This is a genomic window from Stenotrophomonas sp. YJH_SMC_82, from assembly GCF_059368875.1.
Genome location: NZ_JCAFSE010000002.1, coordinates 611977 through 628000 on the forward strand (window position 1 = coordinate 611977; position 16024 = coordinate 628000).

At 67.6% G+C, this 16024-nt stretch carries 12 protein-coding genes and 3 tRNA genes; 7 read left to right on the forward strand and 8 right to left on the reverse strand.

The window, feature by feature from the left end; all coding sequences use genetic code 11:
* The first annotated feature begins 59 nt into the window (after positions 1-59).
* Genes AC5P53_RS10560 through AC5P53_RS10570 form a run of 3 tightly spaced genes read left to right on the forward strand, consistent with a single transcriptional unit; the run spans position 60 to position 4692 of the window.
* A complete protein-coding gene (locus tag AC5P53_RS10560) occupies positions 60-1301 on the forward strand; it encodes an efflux RND transporter periplasmic adaptor subunit (RefSeq protein WP_241886642.1) in 1242 nt (413 codons plus the stop codon).
* Complete coding sequence (locus AC5P53_RS10565; RefSeq protein ID WP_495227357.1) at positions 1298-3256, forward strand: MacB family efflux pump subunit; 1959 nt, start codon at positions 1298-1300, stop codon at positions 3254-3256. The genes AC5P53_RS10560 and AC5P53_RS10565 overlap by 4 nt, the downstream gene beginning before the upstream one ends.
* Positions 3253-4692 (forward strand): TolC family protein, encoded by a 1440-nt coding sequence (locus tag AC5P53_RS10570; protein ID WP_046429746.1) that lies wholly within the window; start codon positions 3253-3255, stop codon positions 4690-4692. The genes AC5P53_RS10565 and AC5P53_RS10570 overlap by 4 nt, the downstream gene beginning before the upstream one ends.
* Positions 4693-4769: 77 nt before the next feature.
* On the opposite strand, the gene rlmB is transcribed toward AC5P53_RS10570, so the two are convergent.
* From rlmB to rnr, 3 genes are all read right to left on the reverse strand, one after another.
* Positions 4770-5513: a 23S rRNA (guanosine(2251)-2'-O)-methyltransferase RlmB gene (rlmB, locus tag AC5P53_RS10575; protein ID WP_005408775.1), complete on the reverse strand. Its 744-nt coding sequence runs from the start codon at positions 5511-5513 to the stop codon at positions 4770-4772.
* Between the two features lie 161 nt (positions 5514-5674).
* Complete coding sequence (locus tag AC5P53_RS10580) at positions 5675-6157, reverse strand: GFA family protein (RefSeq protein WP_241886640.1); 483 nt, start codon at positions 6155-6157, stop codon at positions 5675-5677.
* Positions 6158-6241: 84 nt separating this feature from the next.
* The gene (gene rnr, locus AC5P53_RS10585) at positions 6242-8701 is read right to left on the reverse strand and encodes a ribonuclease R (protein WP_049442198.1); all 2460 of its coding nucleotides are present in this window, start codon (positions 8699-8701) and stop codon (positions 6242-6244) included.
* A 128-nt stretch (positions 8702-8829) separates the two neighbouring features.
* On the opposite strand from rnr, the gene AC5P53_RS10590 reads away from it, so the two are divergent.
* A tRNA-Leu gene (locus tag AC5P53_RS10590) sits at positions 8830-8914 on the forward strand.
* Positions 8915-9121: 207 nt separating this feature from the next.
* Positions 9122-9206: transfer RNA gene (locus tag AC5P53_RS10595), tRNA-Leu, on the forward strand.
* A 56-nt stretch (positions 9207-9262) separates the two neighbouring features.
* Here the strand turns inward: AC5P53_RS10595 and AC5P53_RS10600 are convergent.
* On the reverse strand, positions 9263-10009 hold the full coding sequence (locus tag AC5P53_RS10600) for a sulfite exporter TauE/SafE family protein (protein WP_014646526.1): 747 nt from the start codon (positions 10007-10009) through the stop codon (positions 9263-9265).
* A 98-nt stretch (positions 10010-10107) separates the two neighbouring features.
* Here AC5P53_RS10600 and AC5P53_RS10605 point away from each other — a divergent pair, with 98 nt between their 5' ends.
* Positions 10108-11007 carry a LysR family transcriptional regulator gene (locus AC5P53_RS10605; protein ID WP_049442196.1) on the forward strand — a complete coding sequence of 300 codons (900 nt, stop codon included), beginning with the start codon at positions 10108-10110 and terminating at the stop codon, positions 11005-11007.
* 50 nt (positions 11008-11057) lie between these two features.
* Positions 11058-11142, forward strand: a tRNA-Leu gene (locus AC5P53_RS10610).
* A gap of 153 nt (positions 11143-11295) precedes the next feature.
* Here the strand turns inward: AC5P53_RS10610 and emrB are convergent.
* The 4 genes from emrB to emrR are packed head-to-tail and all read right to left on the reverse strand — an operon-like array spanning position 11296 to position 16016.
* Positions 11296-12882, reverse strand: a complete 1587-nt coding sequence (emrB, locus tag AC5P53_RS10615; RefSeq protein WP_005408769.1) for a multidrug efflux MFS transporter permease subunit EmrB — start codon at positions 12880-12882, stop codon at positions 11296-11298.
* Positions 12883-12889: 7 nt separating this feature from the next.
* On the reverse strand, positions 12890-14071 hold the full coding sequence (gene emrA / locus AC5P53_RS10620) for a multidrug efflux MFS transporter periplasmic adaptor subunit EmrA (RefSeq protein ID WP_032956867.1): 1182 nt from the start codon (positions 14069-14071) through the stop codon (positions 12890-12892).
* 11 nt (positions 14072-14082) lie between these two features.
* On the reverse strand, positions 14083-15576 hold the full coding sequence (gene emrC, locus AC5P53_RS10625) for a multidrug efflux transporter outer membrane subunit EmrC (RefSeq protein WP_046429738.1): 1494 nt from the start codon (positions 15574-15576) through the stop codon (positions 14083-14085).
* On the reverse strand, positions 15573-16016 hold the full coding sequence (gene emrR / locus AC5P53_RS10630; protein WP_014646521.1) for a multidrug efflux system transcriptional regulator EmrR: 444 nt from the start codon (positions 16014-16016) through the stop codon (positions 15573-15575). The genes emrC and emrR overlap by 4 nt, the downstream gene beginning before the upstream one ends.
* Positions 16017-16024: the final 8 nt, after the last annotated feature.

The following is a 16024-nucleotide window of genomic DNA, read 5'->3' on the forward strand; positions in this document are numbered from 1 at the left end:
CCCGGTCTTCACAATGCCCGCCAACGCCGCACGCGCGGCCCCGAGAGTGAAGCCACGACGTGACGTTCCGCCTGCTGCCCGCGACCCGCCGGAGTCGCCTGATACTGATCGCCCTGCTTGCCCTGATCGTCGCCGCGACCGCCTGGTGGCTGCTGCGCAAGCCCGCCGCGCCGGCGGTGGCCACCTCGCCGGTCAGCCGCGGTGACATCGAGCAGACGGTGGACGCCACCGGCGTGATCGATGCCTACAAGCTGGTCAGCGTCGGTGCGCAGGCCTCGGGCCAGATCAAGTCGCTGAAGGTGCAGCTGGGCGACACCGTGAAGGAAGGCGACCTGATTGCCGAGATCGACGCCACCACCCAGCAGAACCAGGTGCTCAACGCGCAGGCCTCGCTGGACCAGGTCACCGCCCAGCGCGCCGTCCAGCAGGCCACCCTGCGCCAGGCCGAACTGGAATTCGCGCGCCAGCAGCAGATGCTGGCTGCCGAGGCCACCTCGCGCCAGGAATACGATGCCGCCGAGGCGCAGCTGAAGACCGCCCGTGCCCAGCTGCAGTCCTACGAGGCGCAGATCAAGGGCCGCGAAACCGAGCTGGGCACCGCCCGCGCCAACCTGGCCTACACCCGCATCACCGCGCCGATGGACGGCACCGTGGTGGCGGTGGTGGCCGAGGAAGGCCGCACGGTGAACGCCAACCAGACCGCGCCGACCATCGTCATGCTGGCGCGGCTGGACGTGGTCACCGTCAATGCGGAGATCTCCGAGGCCGACGTGGTCAAGATCAAGGCCGGCATGCCGGTGTACTTCACCACGCTCGGCGACCCGGACCGCAAGTACCACGCCACGCTGCGCCAGATCAATCCGGCGCCAGCCTCGATCGCCAACGAGAATTCATCCAGCTCCAGCAGCTCCTCCAGTTCCAGTTCCAGCAGCGCGGTCTACTACAACGCGCTGTTCGACGTGGAGAACCCGGATGGCACGCTGCGCATCGACATGACCGCGCAGGTCTCGGTGCTGCTCAAGCAGGCCAAGGGCGTGCTGATGGTGCCGGCAGTGGCGCTGGGGCCAAAGCGCCGTGGCGACGAGCGCATGGTGCGGGTGCTGGACGACAAGGGCCAACCGCAGCCGCGCAAGGTCACGGTGGGCATCAACAATGGCGCCTTGGCCGAGATCCTGTCCGGGCTGAAGGAAGGCGAGCGCGTGGTGGTTGGCGAAGCGGGTGCGGCCGGTGCCAGCGCCGGCGGCGGCAACCGCGGCGGCATGCAGATGCGGGTTGGCGGCCCGGGCATGGGGCGCCGATGAGCACGACGGCGCCGCTGCTGCGCCTGCGCGACCTGCGACGTGAATTCCCGGCCGGCGATGATGTGATCGCCGTGCTGCGCGACGTCAATCTCGACATCCACGCCGGTGAGATGGTGGCCATCGTCGGCCAGTCCGGCTCGGGCAAGTCGACGCTGATGAACATCCTCGGCTGCCTCGATCGTCCCACCCGTGGCAGCTACCAGGTGGCCAGCCGCGAAACCGGGAAGATGCAACCGGACGAACTGGCCGAACTGCGCCGCGAGCATTTCGGTTTCATCTTCCAGCGCTACCACCTGCTCGGCGACCTGGATGCGCGCGGCAACGTGGAAGTGCCGGCGGTGTACGCCGGCAGCCCCGGCCCGGTGCGCAACGCGCGTGCCGAGCAACTGCTGCAGCGGCTGGGCCTGAGCGACCGCATGCATCACAAGCCGGGCCAGCTGTCCGGTGGCCAGCAGCAGCGCGTGTCGATCGCACGCGCCCTGATGAACGGCGGCGAGGTGATCCTGGCCGACGAACCGACCGGCGCGCTGGACACGAAATCCGGCGAGGAAGTGATGGCGATCCTCGGCGAACTGCATGCCGAAGGCCACACCATCATCATCGTCACCCACGACATGAGCGTGGCCGAGCACGCGCAGCGCATCATCGAAATCCGCGATGGCGAGATCATCGCCGACCGCGCCAACCCGAATGCGCCGACCTACCGTGCGCAGCGCGAGGCCAGTACCGGCGTCGCCCGCGGCAACAGCTGGCGGGCCGCGCGCGACCGCTTCACCGAAGCGTTCCGCATGGCGCTGCTGGCGATGAACGCACATCGGCTGCGAACCTTCCTGACCATGCTCGGCATCATCATCGGCATCGCCTCGGTGGTCTCGGTGGTGGCGCTGGGCAATGGCTCCCAGCAGCAGATCCTGCAGAACATCAGCGCGCTCGGCACCAATACCATCGACGTCTATCCCGGCCGCGGTTTCGGCGACATGCGCTCGGCGCGCGTACAGACGCTCAAGGCCAGCGATGCCGATGCACTGGCAAGGCAGAGCTACGTGGACAGCGCCACCCCCAGCGTATCGACTTCGGTCACCGCGCGTTACCGCAACCAGTCGTCCACCGCCCAGGTCAGCGGCGTTGGCGAGCAGTTCTTCCGGGTCAAGGGCGTGACCCTGCTCAGCGGCAGCTTCTTCGATGCCGATGCGGTCAAGGGCCTGGGCCAGGTGGCGGTGATCGACGAGAACACCCAGGCCCAGTTCTTTCCCGATGTCGACCCGGTCGGCCAGGTGATCCTGCTCGGCAACGTGCCGGCGCGCGTGGTCGGCGTGGCCAAGCGGCAGAGTTTCGGCTTCGGCGGCAGCACCAGCCTCAGCGTGTGGGTGCCGTACACCACGGTGATGTCGCGCATGCTCGGCCAGAGCCACGTGTCCAGCATCACCGTGCGCGTGGACGATGACACGCCGATGGACGCCGCGCAGGAAGCGATCACCCGCCTGCTGACCCTGCGCCATGGCACCGAGGATTTCTTCCTCAGCAACAGCGCCGAGATCCGCGAGACCATCGAGCAGACCACGCGCACGATGACCCTGCTGATCGGTGCCATCGCCGCCATCGCGTTGCTGGTCGGTGGCATCGGCGTGATGAACATCATGCTGGTATCGGTGACCGAGCGCACCCGCGAGATCGGGGTGCGCATGGCCGTCGGTGCACGGCAGAGTGATATCCGCCAGCAGTTCCTGATTGAAGCGGTGCTGGTCTGCCTGCTCGGCGGCGTGCTCGGTATCGGCCTGGCCCTGCTGCTGGGCTCGATGATCGGCCGCTTCGCCAGCGACTTCCAGGTGCTGTTCTCCACCGCCTCGATCGTCGCCGCGTTTGCCTGCTCGACCCTGATCGGCGTTGCGTTCGGCTTCCTGCCAGCGCGCAACGCCGCGCAGCTCGACCCGGTGGAGGCCCTGGCCCGCGAATGAAGATGATGACCCGACTGCCCTTCCCCGCTCCCCGGCACCTGCTGCTGGCCGGTGCCGTTCTACTCGCCCTGTCCGGCTGCGCGTCGGTCGGCCGCTACCCGGTGCACGACCCGGCCGTGGCGGCGCAGTATGGACGTGGCGATGCCACCCTCAACGCGCCAGCCGATGACCCGCGCAGCAGCCTGGATACACCGGGCCGCGACATCCGCCAGGACACCTGGTGGACCGGCTTCGGCGATGAACGCCTGGACCGCCTGGTGGCGCAGGCGCTGGCCGCCAACAGCGATCTGGCCGCCGCCGGCCTGGCCGTGCAGCGTTCGCGCCTGCAGGCCGGCCTGGCCAGCAACGCACTGTGGCCGCAGCCCTCGTCATCCGGCGTGAGCGGCAGCGCCAGCCGCGCCACCGACCAGTCTGATGATTGGCGCCGCAGCTATTCCACCGGCGTCTCGCTGGGTTGGGAAGTGGACCTGTGGGGCCGCCTGCGCACCCAGCGCGACATCGCCCGCTGGGAAGCCGAGGCCAGCGAGGAAGATCGGCAGAACACCGCGCTGCTGGTGATCAGCGACACCATCACCCAGTACTGGAACCTGGCCTACCTCAACCAGTCGATCGCCACCGGCCAGGCCAACCTGGAGCGCCTGGAACGCACCCGCGAACTGGTGCAGGCCCGCTTCGACGCCGGTGCGGTATCGCGCCTGGAAGTGCGCCAGGCACTGCAGAACCTGCAGTCGCAGCGGTCCTCGCAGAGCGCGCTGGAACAGCAGCGGGTGGAGGTGCGCAACGCGCTGACCGTGCTGCTGGACGGCACGCCCTGGCCCCAGCAGGACGAACCACAGGACCTGCTGGGCGCACGCAGCCCAGCCATCAGCGAAGGCCTGCCGACCGATCTGCTCGGCCGCCGCCCCGATCTGCGCGCGGCCGAACTTCGCCTGCGCAACAGCCTGAAGACCATCAAGGTCACCGCCACCCAGTACTACCCTGCGCTGAGCCTGACCGGCAGCCTCGGTTCCAGCGCGACCTCGCTGGGCGATGTACTGCGCAACCCGGTGGCCACGCTGGGCGCCGGCCTGTCGCTGCCGTTCCTCAACCTGCAGCGTGCGCAGCTGGATACCGATATCGCCGGCACCGCCTACCAGATCGCCGCCAGCAACTTCCGCAAGACGCTGTATACCGCGCTCTCGGAAGTGGACAACGCACTGTCGGCGCGCGAGCAGCTGGCGCGCCAGGTGGCGGCCTCGCAGGCTTCATACGACGAAGCGGTGGAAGTGGAACGCGCGCAGGAAGTGCGTTACCGCGTGGGTGCCACCGATCTGCGCACCTGGCTGGAAGCGCAGCAGACCCGGCGTGATGCCGAACTGTCGCTGGCACGTGCGCGCCAGGGCCAGCTCAACAACGACGTGACGCTGTTCAAGGCGTTGGGCGGCAGCGCGGGGTGAGGCGGGACATGAAACGGGGTCAGATCCCTTTTCCCATTGGAAAAGGGATCTGACCCCGATCACATCGCGCTGGCCGATCAACCGCGCTGGCGCACGGCCTCGAACAGGCTGACGCCGGCGGCGACGGAGACGTTCAGGCTCTCGATCTCGCCCGGCATCGGGATCTTGACCAGGCCATCGCAGTTCTCCCGGGTCAGGCGGCGCAGGCCATCGGCTTCGCCGCCCAGCACCAGCGCGATGTTGCCCTTCAGGTCCAGCTGGTACAGCGAGGCCGTGGCTTCACCGGCCAGGCCGTAGATCCACACGCCCTGCTTCTGCAGGTCCTTCAGGCAGCGCGAGAGGTTGGTCACCGCCACCACCGGGATCAGGTCGGCGGCACCGGCCGAAGTCTTGCGCACAGTGGCATTGACCGTGGCCGACTTGTCCTTCGGGATGATCACCGCGGTCGCCCCGGCGGCAGCGGCCGAGCGCAGGCAGGCGCCGAGGTTGTGCGGGTCCTGCACCTCGTCGAGCACCAGCAGCAGGGCCTTGCCCTCGGCCGCGGTGACCAGCCCTTCCAGCTCGTTCTCGCTGTAGGTACGGGCGGCGGCGTAGCGCGCGGCCACGCCCTGGTGGCGCACCGAACCGCCAACACCGTCCAGCGCCTGGCTGTTCACCTTGCGCACATCGATGCCCTTGCGGCGGGCGTTCTCTTCGATCTCGGTCAGGCGCGGGTTCTTCGCACCGGCCTCGACCAGCACTTCGCGGACGTTCTCGGCGTCGTTCTCGATGGAGGAGGCGACGGCGTTGACGCCGACAATCCACTGGCTGTTCTTGCTCATGCGGGCGGGGACCGGAAAGGGGGTGGCTATGGTAGAGCATCGGCAGGCCGGGCGCTGCGACCGGCCGCCCCTCTGTAGCGCCGAGCCCGTGCTCGGCTGGCGGCGGGCCGATGAAGCCTGAACCCGGAGCAGCCGAGCGTGGGCTCGGCGCTAGAGGGGCGTTACCGACTGCGCGGCGGCCAGTGCGGGGTGTCGTGGTCGGGGTGCTGGTGGGAGACGATGGTGGCCAGGAACTCCAGCGCGGCGACGTCGTCCTCGGTGCGCCGCGCCGGCAGGCCGGACAGGCTGTCGACGAACGGCAGCTTGCGCTCCACCCCGTACTGGATCGTCGGTGGCAGGCGTTCCGGCTCATCGAAGGCGCCGGCAGCCACGGCCACGCCATCCGGGGCTTCATAGGTCAGGGGTGTACCGCAGTCGGCGCAGAAACCACGCCGCACCACGTTGGACGACTGGAAATAGCGCGGCTGGCCGCGGGTCCAGCTGAACTGCACGCCGCGCACGGATACCAGCGGCGCGTAATAGGCACCGAACGCCTTCTGGCACATCCGGCAATGGCAGATCGAGCTGTCGATGAGCTCGCCACGCGCCTGGAAGCGGACCGCGCCGCACTGGCAGCCGCCACTGTATTCGGGTTGGCCTTGCATGCTGGGGTTCCTCCGGAACGTCGTGCCAACCAAGGTTGGCACCTACCAGTTGCGGTAGGTGCCGACCGTTGGTCGGCACACCTTTCAATACTTCTTCTTGGTGCGCTTGGCCGGCTTGCCCCGCTCGGGCGGCGGCGGCAGGCCATCGCCCTCGTCCTCGCCCTTGTGCTCGACCAGGCGGAAGTCGATCTTGCGCTCTTCCATGCTGGCCTTCAGCACCAGGATCCGCACGCGGTCACCCAGCCGGTAGCTGCTGCCGCGGCGTTCGCCGGTCAGCGTTTTGCGGGTGGCGTCGAACTTGTAATAGTCCTGCGGCAGCTGGGTCACATGCACCAGGCCCTGCACCTTGGACTCGTCCAGTTCCACGAACAGGCCGAAGCTGGTCACGCCGCTGATCACGCCGTCGAACTGGCCGCCCACGTGCTTTTCCATCCACGCCGCGCGGTAACGCTCGTCGACCTCGCGCTCGGCTTCGTCGGCACGGCGCTCGCGCTCGGAACACTGCAGCGCCAGGGCCGCCATTTCGCGCGCGTTGTAGGTGAACTTGTCCAGCGGCTTGCCGGACAACGCATGCTTGATCGCACGGTGCACCAGCAGGTCGGGGTAACGGCGGATCGGCGAGGTGAAGTGCGCGTACGCCTCCAGCGCCAGGCCGAAGTGGCCGTGATTCTCCGGGCTGTAGATCGCCAGGCTCTGGCTGCGCAGCAACACCGATTCCAGCAGCGTGGCATCGGGGCGGTCGCGGATCTTCTTCAGCAGCTTGGTGTAATCGCCCGGGCGCACCTTCGACCACGGCGGCAGGCTCAGCTTGAACTCCTTGAGGAATTCCAGCAGGTCGGCGTACTTGGTTTCCGGCGGCTTCTCGTGGATGCGGTACGGCGCCGGCACATGGCGCGACAGCAGGTACCTGGCGGCCTCAACGTTGGCCGCGATCATGCACTCCTCGATCAGCTTGTGCGCGTCGTTGCGCACCAGCATGCCGGCCTGGGTCACTTCACCACGGTTGTCCAGCACGAAGCGCACTTCACTGCTTTCGAATTCGATGGCACCGCGCTTGGCGCGTGCCTTGGACAGCACCTTGTACAGCTGGTGCAGGCGCTGCACCTGCGGCAGCAGGTCGCCCATCCAGGCCTTGGTATCGGCATCGTCCTCGCCCACCGCCTTCCACACCTGGGTGTAGGTCAGGCGCGCATGCGAGTTCATCACCGCCTCGTAGAAGCGCGAATGCGTGACCAGGCCATCGCGGTCGATCTGCATGTCGCAGACAAAGCACATGCGGTCGACCTTCGGCATCAGCGAGCAGATGCCGTTGGACAGTGTCTCCGGCAGCATCGGCACCACGAAGCCCGGGAAGTACACCGACGTCGCACGCTTCTGCGCCTCTTCATCCAGCGGCGTACCAGGGCGAACGTAATTCGAGACGTCGGCAATCGCCACCACCAGGCGGAAACCCTCGGCATTCGGCTCGCAGTACACCGCGTCGTCGAAGTCCTTGGCATCCTCGCCATCGATGGTGACCAGCGGCGTGCTGCGCAGGTCGACACGGTCGCCAATCATCGCCGGCTCGACCACCAGCGGCACCGAGGCCGCTTCGTCCAGCACCTCCTGCGGGAACTCGAACGGCAGCTCGTGGCCATGGATGGCGGTCTCCACCACCAGCGACGCGGTCAGCTTGTCGCCGAGCACCGCGATGATGCGGCCGATCGGCGGGCGGCGGCTGTCCGGCGCCTGGGTCAGTTCACAGACCACCAGCTGGCCGTCGCGCGCACCACCGGTCTGGTCCGGCGGCACCTGCACGTTGCGCTGCACGCGCTTGTCGTCGGGCACCACGTAGTTGATGCCCATCTCGATGCTGAAGCGGCCGATCAGGCGGGTCATGCCGCGCTCCAGCACGCGGGCGATGCTGCCTTCGCGACGGCCACGGTGATCGATGCCGGTCACGCGGGCCAGCACCTTGTCGCCGTGCATGACCTTGCGCATTTCATAAGGCGGCAGGAACAGGTCGTCGCCGCCCTCGACCGGGCGCAGGAAGCCGAACCCTTCCGGGTTGGCGATCACCACACCGGTGACCAGGTTCAGGGTCTGGATCGGGGCGAAACCGCCGCGACGGTTCTGCACCAGCTGGCCGTCGCGGACCATCGCACCGAGCCGGCGCGACAGCGCTTCGGCCCGGTCCGGAGCGGTCAGGCCCAGGCGCGCGCCCAGTTCCTCGGCGGTCTGCGGCCCTTCGCAGCGCTCCAGCAGGGCCAGGATGGCCTCGCGGCTGGCGATGGGCTGTTCGTACTTCTCCGCTTCGCGGGCGGCATAGGGATCGTCGATCACCTTGCCGGCCGGCGGCAGCTTGCGGCCCGGGGCCGGGCCCGGTGCATCGGTACTGCGGACCTTGCGGCCGCGTGGCGGTGCACCGCCTTCATTCAATTCGGGGAACCAGCCCGGCAGCGGCTTGCCCGGCTTGGTGGTGCGGGCTGCACCCGCCTTGGCGCCCTTGTTCGGGGCTTGGCTGCGGGACTTGCTCCCGCCCTTGCTTGGTTTTTTGGTAGTCATCGCCCTACATGGTAGCCGCTGGCGGCGTGCAGAACGGGTCAGCGGTCGCCTTCAAGCGATCGCGTCAAAAATATTCAGGAAGTCGTTGACAGCCTGCGGATTCATCTTCACAATTGCGCCTCTGGAACGCCCAGGTGGCGGAATTGGTAGACGCACTAGTTTCAGGTACTAGCGGGTAAAACCGTGGAGGTTCGAGTCCTCTCCTGGGCACCAACGAAAAGACTCCTCGCTTCGGCGGGGATTTTTTTTGCCTGTGATCCGGCAGCCGGGGTCGGATTCCTTTCCAGAGGAAAGGGCTCTGGCCCCAAGCGAGTGAGATGGGGGGCAGAGCCCGTTTCGCATGCGCAACGGCAACCGACCCGGGATCAGCAAAAAGTGTTGACACCCCCGTCACGGCACCCCATAATCTCGCTCCTCGACGCCCAGGTGGCGGAATTGGTAGACGCACTAGTTTCAGGTACTAGCGGGTAAAACCGTGGAGGTTCGAGTCCTCTCCTGGGCACCACGTCGAGAATGAGAAAAACCCGCGAAAGCGGGTTTTTTCATGCCCCGGATCCGGCATCAGAACAACGGCCGCAGCACCAGTTCCAGCCCGAGCAGCAGCAGGAACCCCAGGAAGCAGGCGCGGAACACGCGGGCACTGATGCGCTGCCGGATCACCTGGCCCAGCCACATGCCCAGCAGCGCCGGCAGCACCGCCAGCGCACTCAGCCCCAGCTGCTGGATGCCGAACGCACCGTGCAGCACCAGACCGGTGGTCAGCGAAATCGTCGACACGGTGAACGCCAGCCCGAGCGCCTGCACCAGCTCCTCGCGCTGCAATCCCAGCGACTGCAGGTACGGCACCGCCGGCATCACGAACACACCCGTCGCCCCCGTCACCACGCCGGACAGCGCACCCACCAGCGGCCCCAGCCAGCGCTCGCGCCGCTGCGGCACGCGGAACACCGGCGCGAGCAACGCATAGGCGGCATAGACCACCAATGCCACGCCCAGCGCAACGCGCGACCAGGTGCGATCGACCCGCACCAGCAGTGCGGCCGAACCCAGCGTCACCACCACCACGGCAAGCATCATCGGCCACAAACGCCGCACGATGTGGCCCAGCGACGGCCCGGACAGCAGTTGCCACGCATTGGTGACGAAGGTTGGAATGAACAGCATCGACGCCGCCGCCACCGGTGACAGGGTGCTGCCCAGCAGGCCCATCGCCACCGTCGGCAACCCCATCCCTGTCACGCCCTTGACCACGCCGGCCAGCACGAACACCACCACCAGCAGCAAATAGAAGTATGTCGATTCATGCATGGCTTCATTGGACCGGGCCCTCGCCAGGCGCACAATGCGGTCTTCCCGGCCCAGCCTTCGGCTGACCCGAAGGCGCCGGATCAGCAATGAGGCACGACATGCGGATGGACATCGCCGACCTGCGCCTGTTCCTGGCAATCGCCGAAGCCGGCAGCATCACCGCCGGCGCGGCACAGGCAAACCTGGCATTGGGTTCAGCCAGCGAGCGCCTGCGCACGATCGAAGCCGATGCCGGCACCGCGCTGTTGCACCGGCACCCACGCGGCGTCAGCCTGACCGAGGCCGGCGCCGCCCTCGCCCACCACGCACGCCTGATCCTGCAGCAGCAGGCACAGCTGCGTGGCGAACTACAGGCGTTCGCGCAGGGTGCGCGCGGCACCCTGCACCTGTATGCCAACACCGCCGCGCTGACCAACTACCTGCCCTCGCGGCTCGCGCCGTGGCTGGCCGAACGCCCACGCCTGCATGTCGAACTGCTGGAGCGCACCAGCCCCGAAGTCGTACGCGCGATCAGTGCCGGCCAGGCCGAAGCCGGCATCATCAGCGATGCGGTCGACGCTGCCGGCCTGCAGCAGCATGTGGTCGCCGAAGATCCCCTGGTGATGCTGCTGCCGGCCGACCACCGCTTCGCGACCCGGCGCAGCCTGGCTTTTGCCGAGGCTGCCGGAGAGACCTTCGTTGCCCTGGCCGACGGCAATGCACTGCAGACCTACATCGAGGCCCAGGCGCGCGACATCGGGCGCCGCCTGGATGTACGCATCCGCATGAAGACCTTCGAAGGCGTGTGCATCATGGTCGGCCACGGCATCGGCGTCGGCATCGTGCCGCGGACCATCGCGCGCCAGCATCGGCGCAGCACGCACACCGTCGCCGTACCGCTCGCCGATGCGTGGGCGCAACGACGCCTGTGCGCCTGCTTTGCCGAGTGGACACGACTGTCACCGGCGATGCGCAGCCTGCTGCATCACCTGGGCGTGCAGCCCCAGAAAAAAGTGTGAAATGTTGTTGACACATCTTCTGTGGCTCCCCATAATTCATCTCCTGAGTCGCCCAGGTGGCGGAATTGGTAGACGCACTAGTTTCAGGTACTAGCGGGTAAAACCGTGGAGGTTCGAGTCCTCTCCTGGGCACCACGACTCAAGATGATCAAACCCGCGAAAGCGGGTTTTTTCGTTTCCGGGGTCTGGGAATTCACGCCCCGAGATCCATCCATGCGTGGCGTGGATCCATCAAAAGAAAAACCCCGCCTTGCGGCGGGGTTTCTGCGTTTCAACAGCAATGAACGGTCAGTGCCCGCCGCCGGCGGCAGCACCTGCACCCGCGCCGAACGGCGGCTTGGCCAGCCACAGGAACGTGATGATCGCCAGGAAGATCCAGCCCAGCAGGAAGAAGATGTCGTTGAAGCCCATCTGCGATGCCTGGTGGTTGATCATGTTGTTCAGTACCGCTGCACCGTGTTGCAGGTCGCCCTGCCCCATCGCCGTCACCTGGTCCTGCATGCCGGGCTGATAGGCCGAGATGTGCTCGGTCAGGTCGGCATGGTGCACCTGGGTACGCCGCGCCCACAGCCACGTCGTCAGTGACGCCGCGAAGCTGCCACCCAGCGTACGCAGGAACGTGGCCAGGCCGGAGCCCGCCGCGATCTCGCGCCCATCCAGGTCCGACAGCAGGATCTGCAGCACCGGCATGAAGAACAGCGCGACGCCGATGCCCATGATCAGCTGCACGCCGGCCACGTGCATGTAGTCCACCTGCAGGTTGAAGTTCGAACGCAGGAAGCTGGTCATCGACAGCACGATGAAGGCCACCGTGGCCAGCATGCGCATGTCGAAGCGCGATGCGTACTTGCCGACGAATGGCGTCATGATCACCGGCAGGATGCCGATCGGCGCGGTCGCCAGGCCTGCCCAGATCGCGGTGTAGCCCATGTCACGCTGCAGCCACTGCGGGATCAGCAGCGCCACGCTGAAGAACGCCGCGTAGGCCACCACCATCGCCAGCGTGCCGGCGCGGAAGTTGCGGTGCCGGAACAGCTTCAGGTCGACGATCGGATCCTTGTCGGTCAGCTCCCAGATCAGGAACACCGTCAGCGTCACCACCGCCACGCAGGCCAGCACCACGATCTTCATCGACGAGAACCAGTCCTCGTCGTTGCCCAGGTCGAGCACCAGCTGCAGGGCACCGACACCGATCACCAGGGTGACCAGGCCGACGTAGTCCATCTTCGGCTTCTCGATCTGCTCCGGGCGTCCCTTCAGCTGGTTGCCCACCACCAGCGCGGCGAAGATGCCCAGTGGCACGTTGATCAGGAAGATCCATTCCCAGCTGTAGTTGTCGGTGATCCAACCACCGAGGATCGGACCGCAGATGGGCGCCACCACCGTGATCATCGCCAGCAGCGCCAATGCCTGTCCGCGTTTCTCGCGCGGATAGATCGAGACCAGCAGCGACTGCGTGATCGGGTACATCGGGCCGGCCACGAAACCCTGCAGCGCACGCGACAGCACCAGCATGCCCATGCTCTGCGCCAGGCCGCACAGCAGCGAGGTGATGACGAAGGCCAGCGTGGCCCAGACGAACAGCTTGCGCTCGCCGAAGCGACGGCTGAGCCAGCCGGTCAGCGGCAGCGCGATGGCCGTGCTGACCGCGAACGAAGTGATGACCCAGGTCGCCTGCTGCGAGCTGGCGCCGAGATTACCGGCGATGGTCGGCAGTGAAACGTTGGCGATGGTGGTGTCGAGCACCTGCATGAACGACGCCATCGCCAGGCCCACGGTGCACAGGGCGACGCTGGGTGGCAGGAACCCGGAGGCCGCACCCGGCGCCGCCGGTGCACCCGGAGCGCCGGGTGCGGCTGGAGCTTGTGCGGACATGGCGACCTCAGCCCACCTTTGCCTGTTGCTGCGGCAGGTTGCCCTGGATGATCGTGTGGATCACCTCATCGGCATCATGCAGCTGCTTGGCATATACGTCGGTGTCGAACACGGTGCCCTTGGCCGGGGTGCTCGGCAGTACTTCACCCTTCTGGTCGCGCAGGCTCACTTCGGCCTTCATCGACAGGCCGATGCGCAGCGGGTGTTCGGCCAGCTGCTTGGCATCGATGGCGATGCGCACCGGCACGCGCTGCACGATCTTGATCCAGTTGCCGCTGGCGTTCTGCGCCGGCAACAGCGAGAACGCCGAGCCGGTACCCAGGCCCAGGCTCTGGATGCGGCCCTTGTACTTCACGTCACCGGCATACAGGTCCGACTTCAGCTCCACTTCCTGGCCCAGGCGCATATGGCGCAGCTGGGTTTCCTTGAAGTTGGCCTCGACCCACATCTGCTCGGTCGGCACCACGGCCATCAGTGCATTGCCCGGCTGCACGCGCTGGCCCACCTGCACCGAACGACGGGCAACGTAGCCGGTGACCGGCGCGACGATGCCGGCGCGGGCGTTGTTGAGGAAGGCCTGGCGCAGCTGCGCGGCGGCGGCCTGCACGTCCGGCTGGGTGGCGATCACGGTGTCGTCGACCAGCGCGCGGTTGCGCTCGACGGTCTCGCGCGAACCGGCAACGGCCGCTTCGGCCGCAGCCAGCTCGTCGCGGGCGTGGGCCAGTTCTTCGTTGGAAATGGCGCCAGTGGCGGCCAGATCCTTGCGGCGGGCGAAGTCCTCGCGCACGCGCTTCAGGGTCACCTGGCGGGCGTTCAGGTCCGCCTGCGCGCCTTCCACGCTGCGGTACAGGCCACGGGTCTGGCGCACGGTCTTGGCCAGGTTGGCTTCGGCCTGCTGCAGCGCCACCGAAGTGTCGGACGGGTCCAGCTGCACCAGCAGCTGGCCGCGCTCCACGCGCATGCCGTCATCGGCATTGATGGCGACCACGGTACCGGCCACCAGCGGGGTGATCTGCACCTGGTTGCCCTGCACGTAGGCATCGTCGGTCTCTTCGAACCAACGGCCGAACATGAAGTACCACAGCGCCAGGGCGGCAAGCAGCAGCACGACGATCACGAACAGGCCGCGCAGCAGGTTGCCGCGGCGGTTGGGGGCGGCCGGGGCCGCGGTGTCTTGGGTCTGGCTCATGGCGGGCGTCTTCAGGAATGCGAGGAATCGGAATGGGAGGCGATCGGTGCGCGGTCGGTGTCGGCGGGCTGGAAACCACCGCCCAGCGCCTTGCTCAGGCGCACCGAGGTCTGCACCTGCTGCGACTGCAGGCCGGCCAGCTGCTGCTGCGACTGCAGCAGGGTGGACTGCGCGGTCAGCACGTCCAGGTAGCTGCCGATGCCGGCGCGGTAGCGCTGCTGGGCCAGGTCGAAGGCCGAGCGTGCGGTGTCCACTGCCTGCTGCTGCGCGTGCGCCTGCTGCGCCAGCGAGCGCACCGCGTTGACCTGGTCGGCGACGTCGCGCAGTGCATCGAGCACGGCCTGGTTGTAGTTGGCCACCGCCAGGTCGTACTGCGCGTCGGTGTTGGCCAGGTTGGCGCGCAGCTTGCCGCCTTCGAAGATCGGCAGGCTCAACGCCGGGCCGATGTAGGCGAAGGTCGAGCTGCTCTTCAGCAGGTCACCCACGTTCGGGGCGACCACGCCGGCCAGCGCGGTCAGGTTGAAGCTCGGGTAGAACTTGGTCTTGGCGACCTTGATCTGCTTGTCGGCCGCTTCCACGCGCCAGCGCGCAGCCACGATGTCGGGGCGACGGCCGAGCAGTTCGCTGGGCAGTACGCCCGGCAGCTGCAGTGCCATCGGGTTCAACGGCTGCGGGCGCTGGATCGACAGGCCACGGTCCGGCCCCTTGCCGACCAGTGCAGCCAGCGCGGTGCGGGCGGCGTCGATGCGCTGCTGCGCGGCCAGCACCTGCTGCTGCGCGGCCGGCACGCGGGCCTCGGCCTGGCGCACCTGCAGATCGCTGTCGATGCCGGCGCTGCGGCGCTGGCGGGTCAGCTGCAGCGATTTCTGCGAGCGGGTCAGTTCTTCCTCGGCCACGTCGTTGAGCTGCCACGCGTAGGCCAGGTCGGCATAGGCCTGGGCAATGCCGGTGGACAGGTTCAGGCGTGCGGCCTGGGCTTCAACGGTGGCGGCATGCGCGCCATCCACGGCGGCTTCCCAGGCAGCGCGCTTGCCGCCCCACAGGTCCACGCCGTAGCTGAAATCGAAGGCGACCTGGCTGCTGCCGCCATAGCGGCCGCCCATCTCGCTGCCGACCATCGACTCGGGCAGGCGCAGGCCGGTGTAGCCGCCGGACACCGACAGGCTGGGCAGCTCGTCGGCGCGCGCGGTACCGACCTGGGCCTGGGCCTGGCGCAGGCGCGCGTCGGCGGCGTCCAGGCTCGGGTGGCCGGCCAGGCCCTCGGCGACCAGTGCGTCCAGCTGCGCATCGCCCAGTGCCTTCCACCAGTCCTGCGCCGGGAAGCCGGCGGCGCTCAGGTCGGTGTCAGCCAGGGTGCGTTCGCTGTGCAGGCTGTCCACGTCAAGCACGTGGCCCTGCGGGTTGAGGCCACGACTGCTGGCGCAGGCGGCCAGGGCCAGCGCCAGCGCTGACACCAGCAGCGCGCGCCCGGACCGGCGGAGAGTGGAATGCGGGATCGGGTTCATGGGGTCGTCAGTGAATCGCGGATTCGGGTAAGGAGGGACAGCAGCAGCGTGCGCTCGTCGGCGGAAAGATCACGCAGCGCGTAATCCATCACCGCGTCGCCGCGCAGCTTCAGCCGCGCCCACAACGCACGGCCTTCGTCGGTCAGCACGATCTGCAGTGCCCGCCGGTCCTGCGCATGCGCCTCGCGGCGGACGCAGCCCAGCGCCTCCAGCTTGTCCAGCAGGCGGGTGACCGCGCTGGGCACCTGGTCGATGGCCTGGGCCAGTTCGTTGGCGGTGCAGGGCGCCATGTGGGAAAGCACCTTCAACCCGATGTAATGGGTGAAGCCGATTCCCAGATCTTCTTCCGCCATGGACGCGTCGAGTTGGCGCACCAGGCCGTCGCGCACCTGGCGCAGCAGCAGGCCGAAGCTGGGGGGAGTGGTTGCAGGACAGATCATGGGGGAGC

What these genes read in the sequence shown, in the direction of transcription:
- AC5P53_RS10600 (WP_014646526.1), bottom strand. Translation starts at nt 10,009, where the DNA reads ATGCATGAATCGACATACTTCTATTTGCTGCTGGTGGTGGTGTTCGTG.
- AC5P53_RS10570 (WP_046429746.1), top strand. Translation starts at nt 3,253, where the DNA reads ATGAAGATGATGACCCGACTGCCCTTCCCCGCTCCCCGGCACCTGCTG.
- emrC (WP_046429738.1), bottom strand. Translation starts at nt 15,576, where the DNA reads ATGAACCCGATCCCGCATTCCACTCTCCGCCGGTCCGGGCGCGCGCTG.
- emrB (WP_005408769.1), bottom strand. Translation starts at nt 12,882, where the DNA reads ATGTCCGCACAAGCTCCAGCCGCACCCGGCGCTCCGGGTGCACCGGCG.
- rlmB (WP_005408775.1), bottom strand. Translation starts at nt 5,513, where the DNA reads ATGAGCAAGAACAGCCAGTGGATTGTCGGCGTCAACGCCGTCGCCTCC.
- emrR (WP_014646521.1), bottom strand. Translation starts at nt 16,016, where the DNA reads ATGATCTGTCCTGCAACCACTCCCCCCAGCTTCGGCCTGCTGCTGCGC.
- rnr (WP_049442198.1), bottom strand. Translation starts at nt 8,701, where the DNA reads ATGACTACCAAAAAACCAAGCAAGGGCGGGAGCAAGTCCCGCAGCCAA.
- emrA (WP_032956867.1), bottom strand. Translation starts at nt 14,071, where the DNA reads ATGAGCCAGACCCAAGACACCGCGGCCCCGGCCGCCCCCAACCGCCGC.
- AC5P53_RS10565 (WP_495227357.1), top strand. Translation starts at nt 1,298, where the DNA reads ATGAGCACGACGGCGCCGCTGCTGCGCCTGCGCGACCTGCGACGTGAA.
- AC5P53_RS10605 (WP_049442196.1), top strand. Translation starts at nt 10,108, where the DNA reads ATGCGGATGGACATCGCCGACCTGCGCCTGTTCCTGGCAATCGCCGAA.
- AC5P53_RS10580 (WP_241886640.1), bottom strand. Translation starts at nt 6,157, where the DNA reads ATGCAAGGCCAACCCGAATACAGTGGCGGCTGCCAGTGCGGCGCGGTC.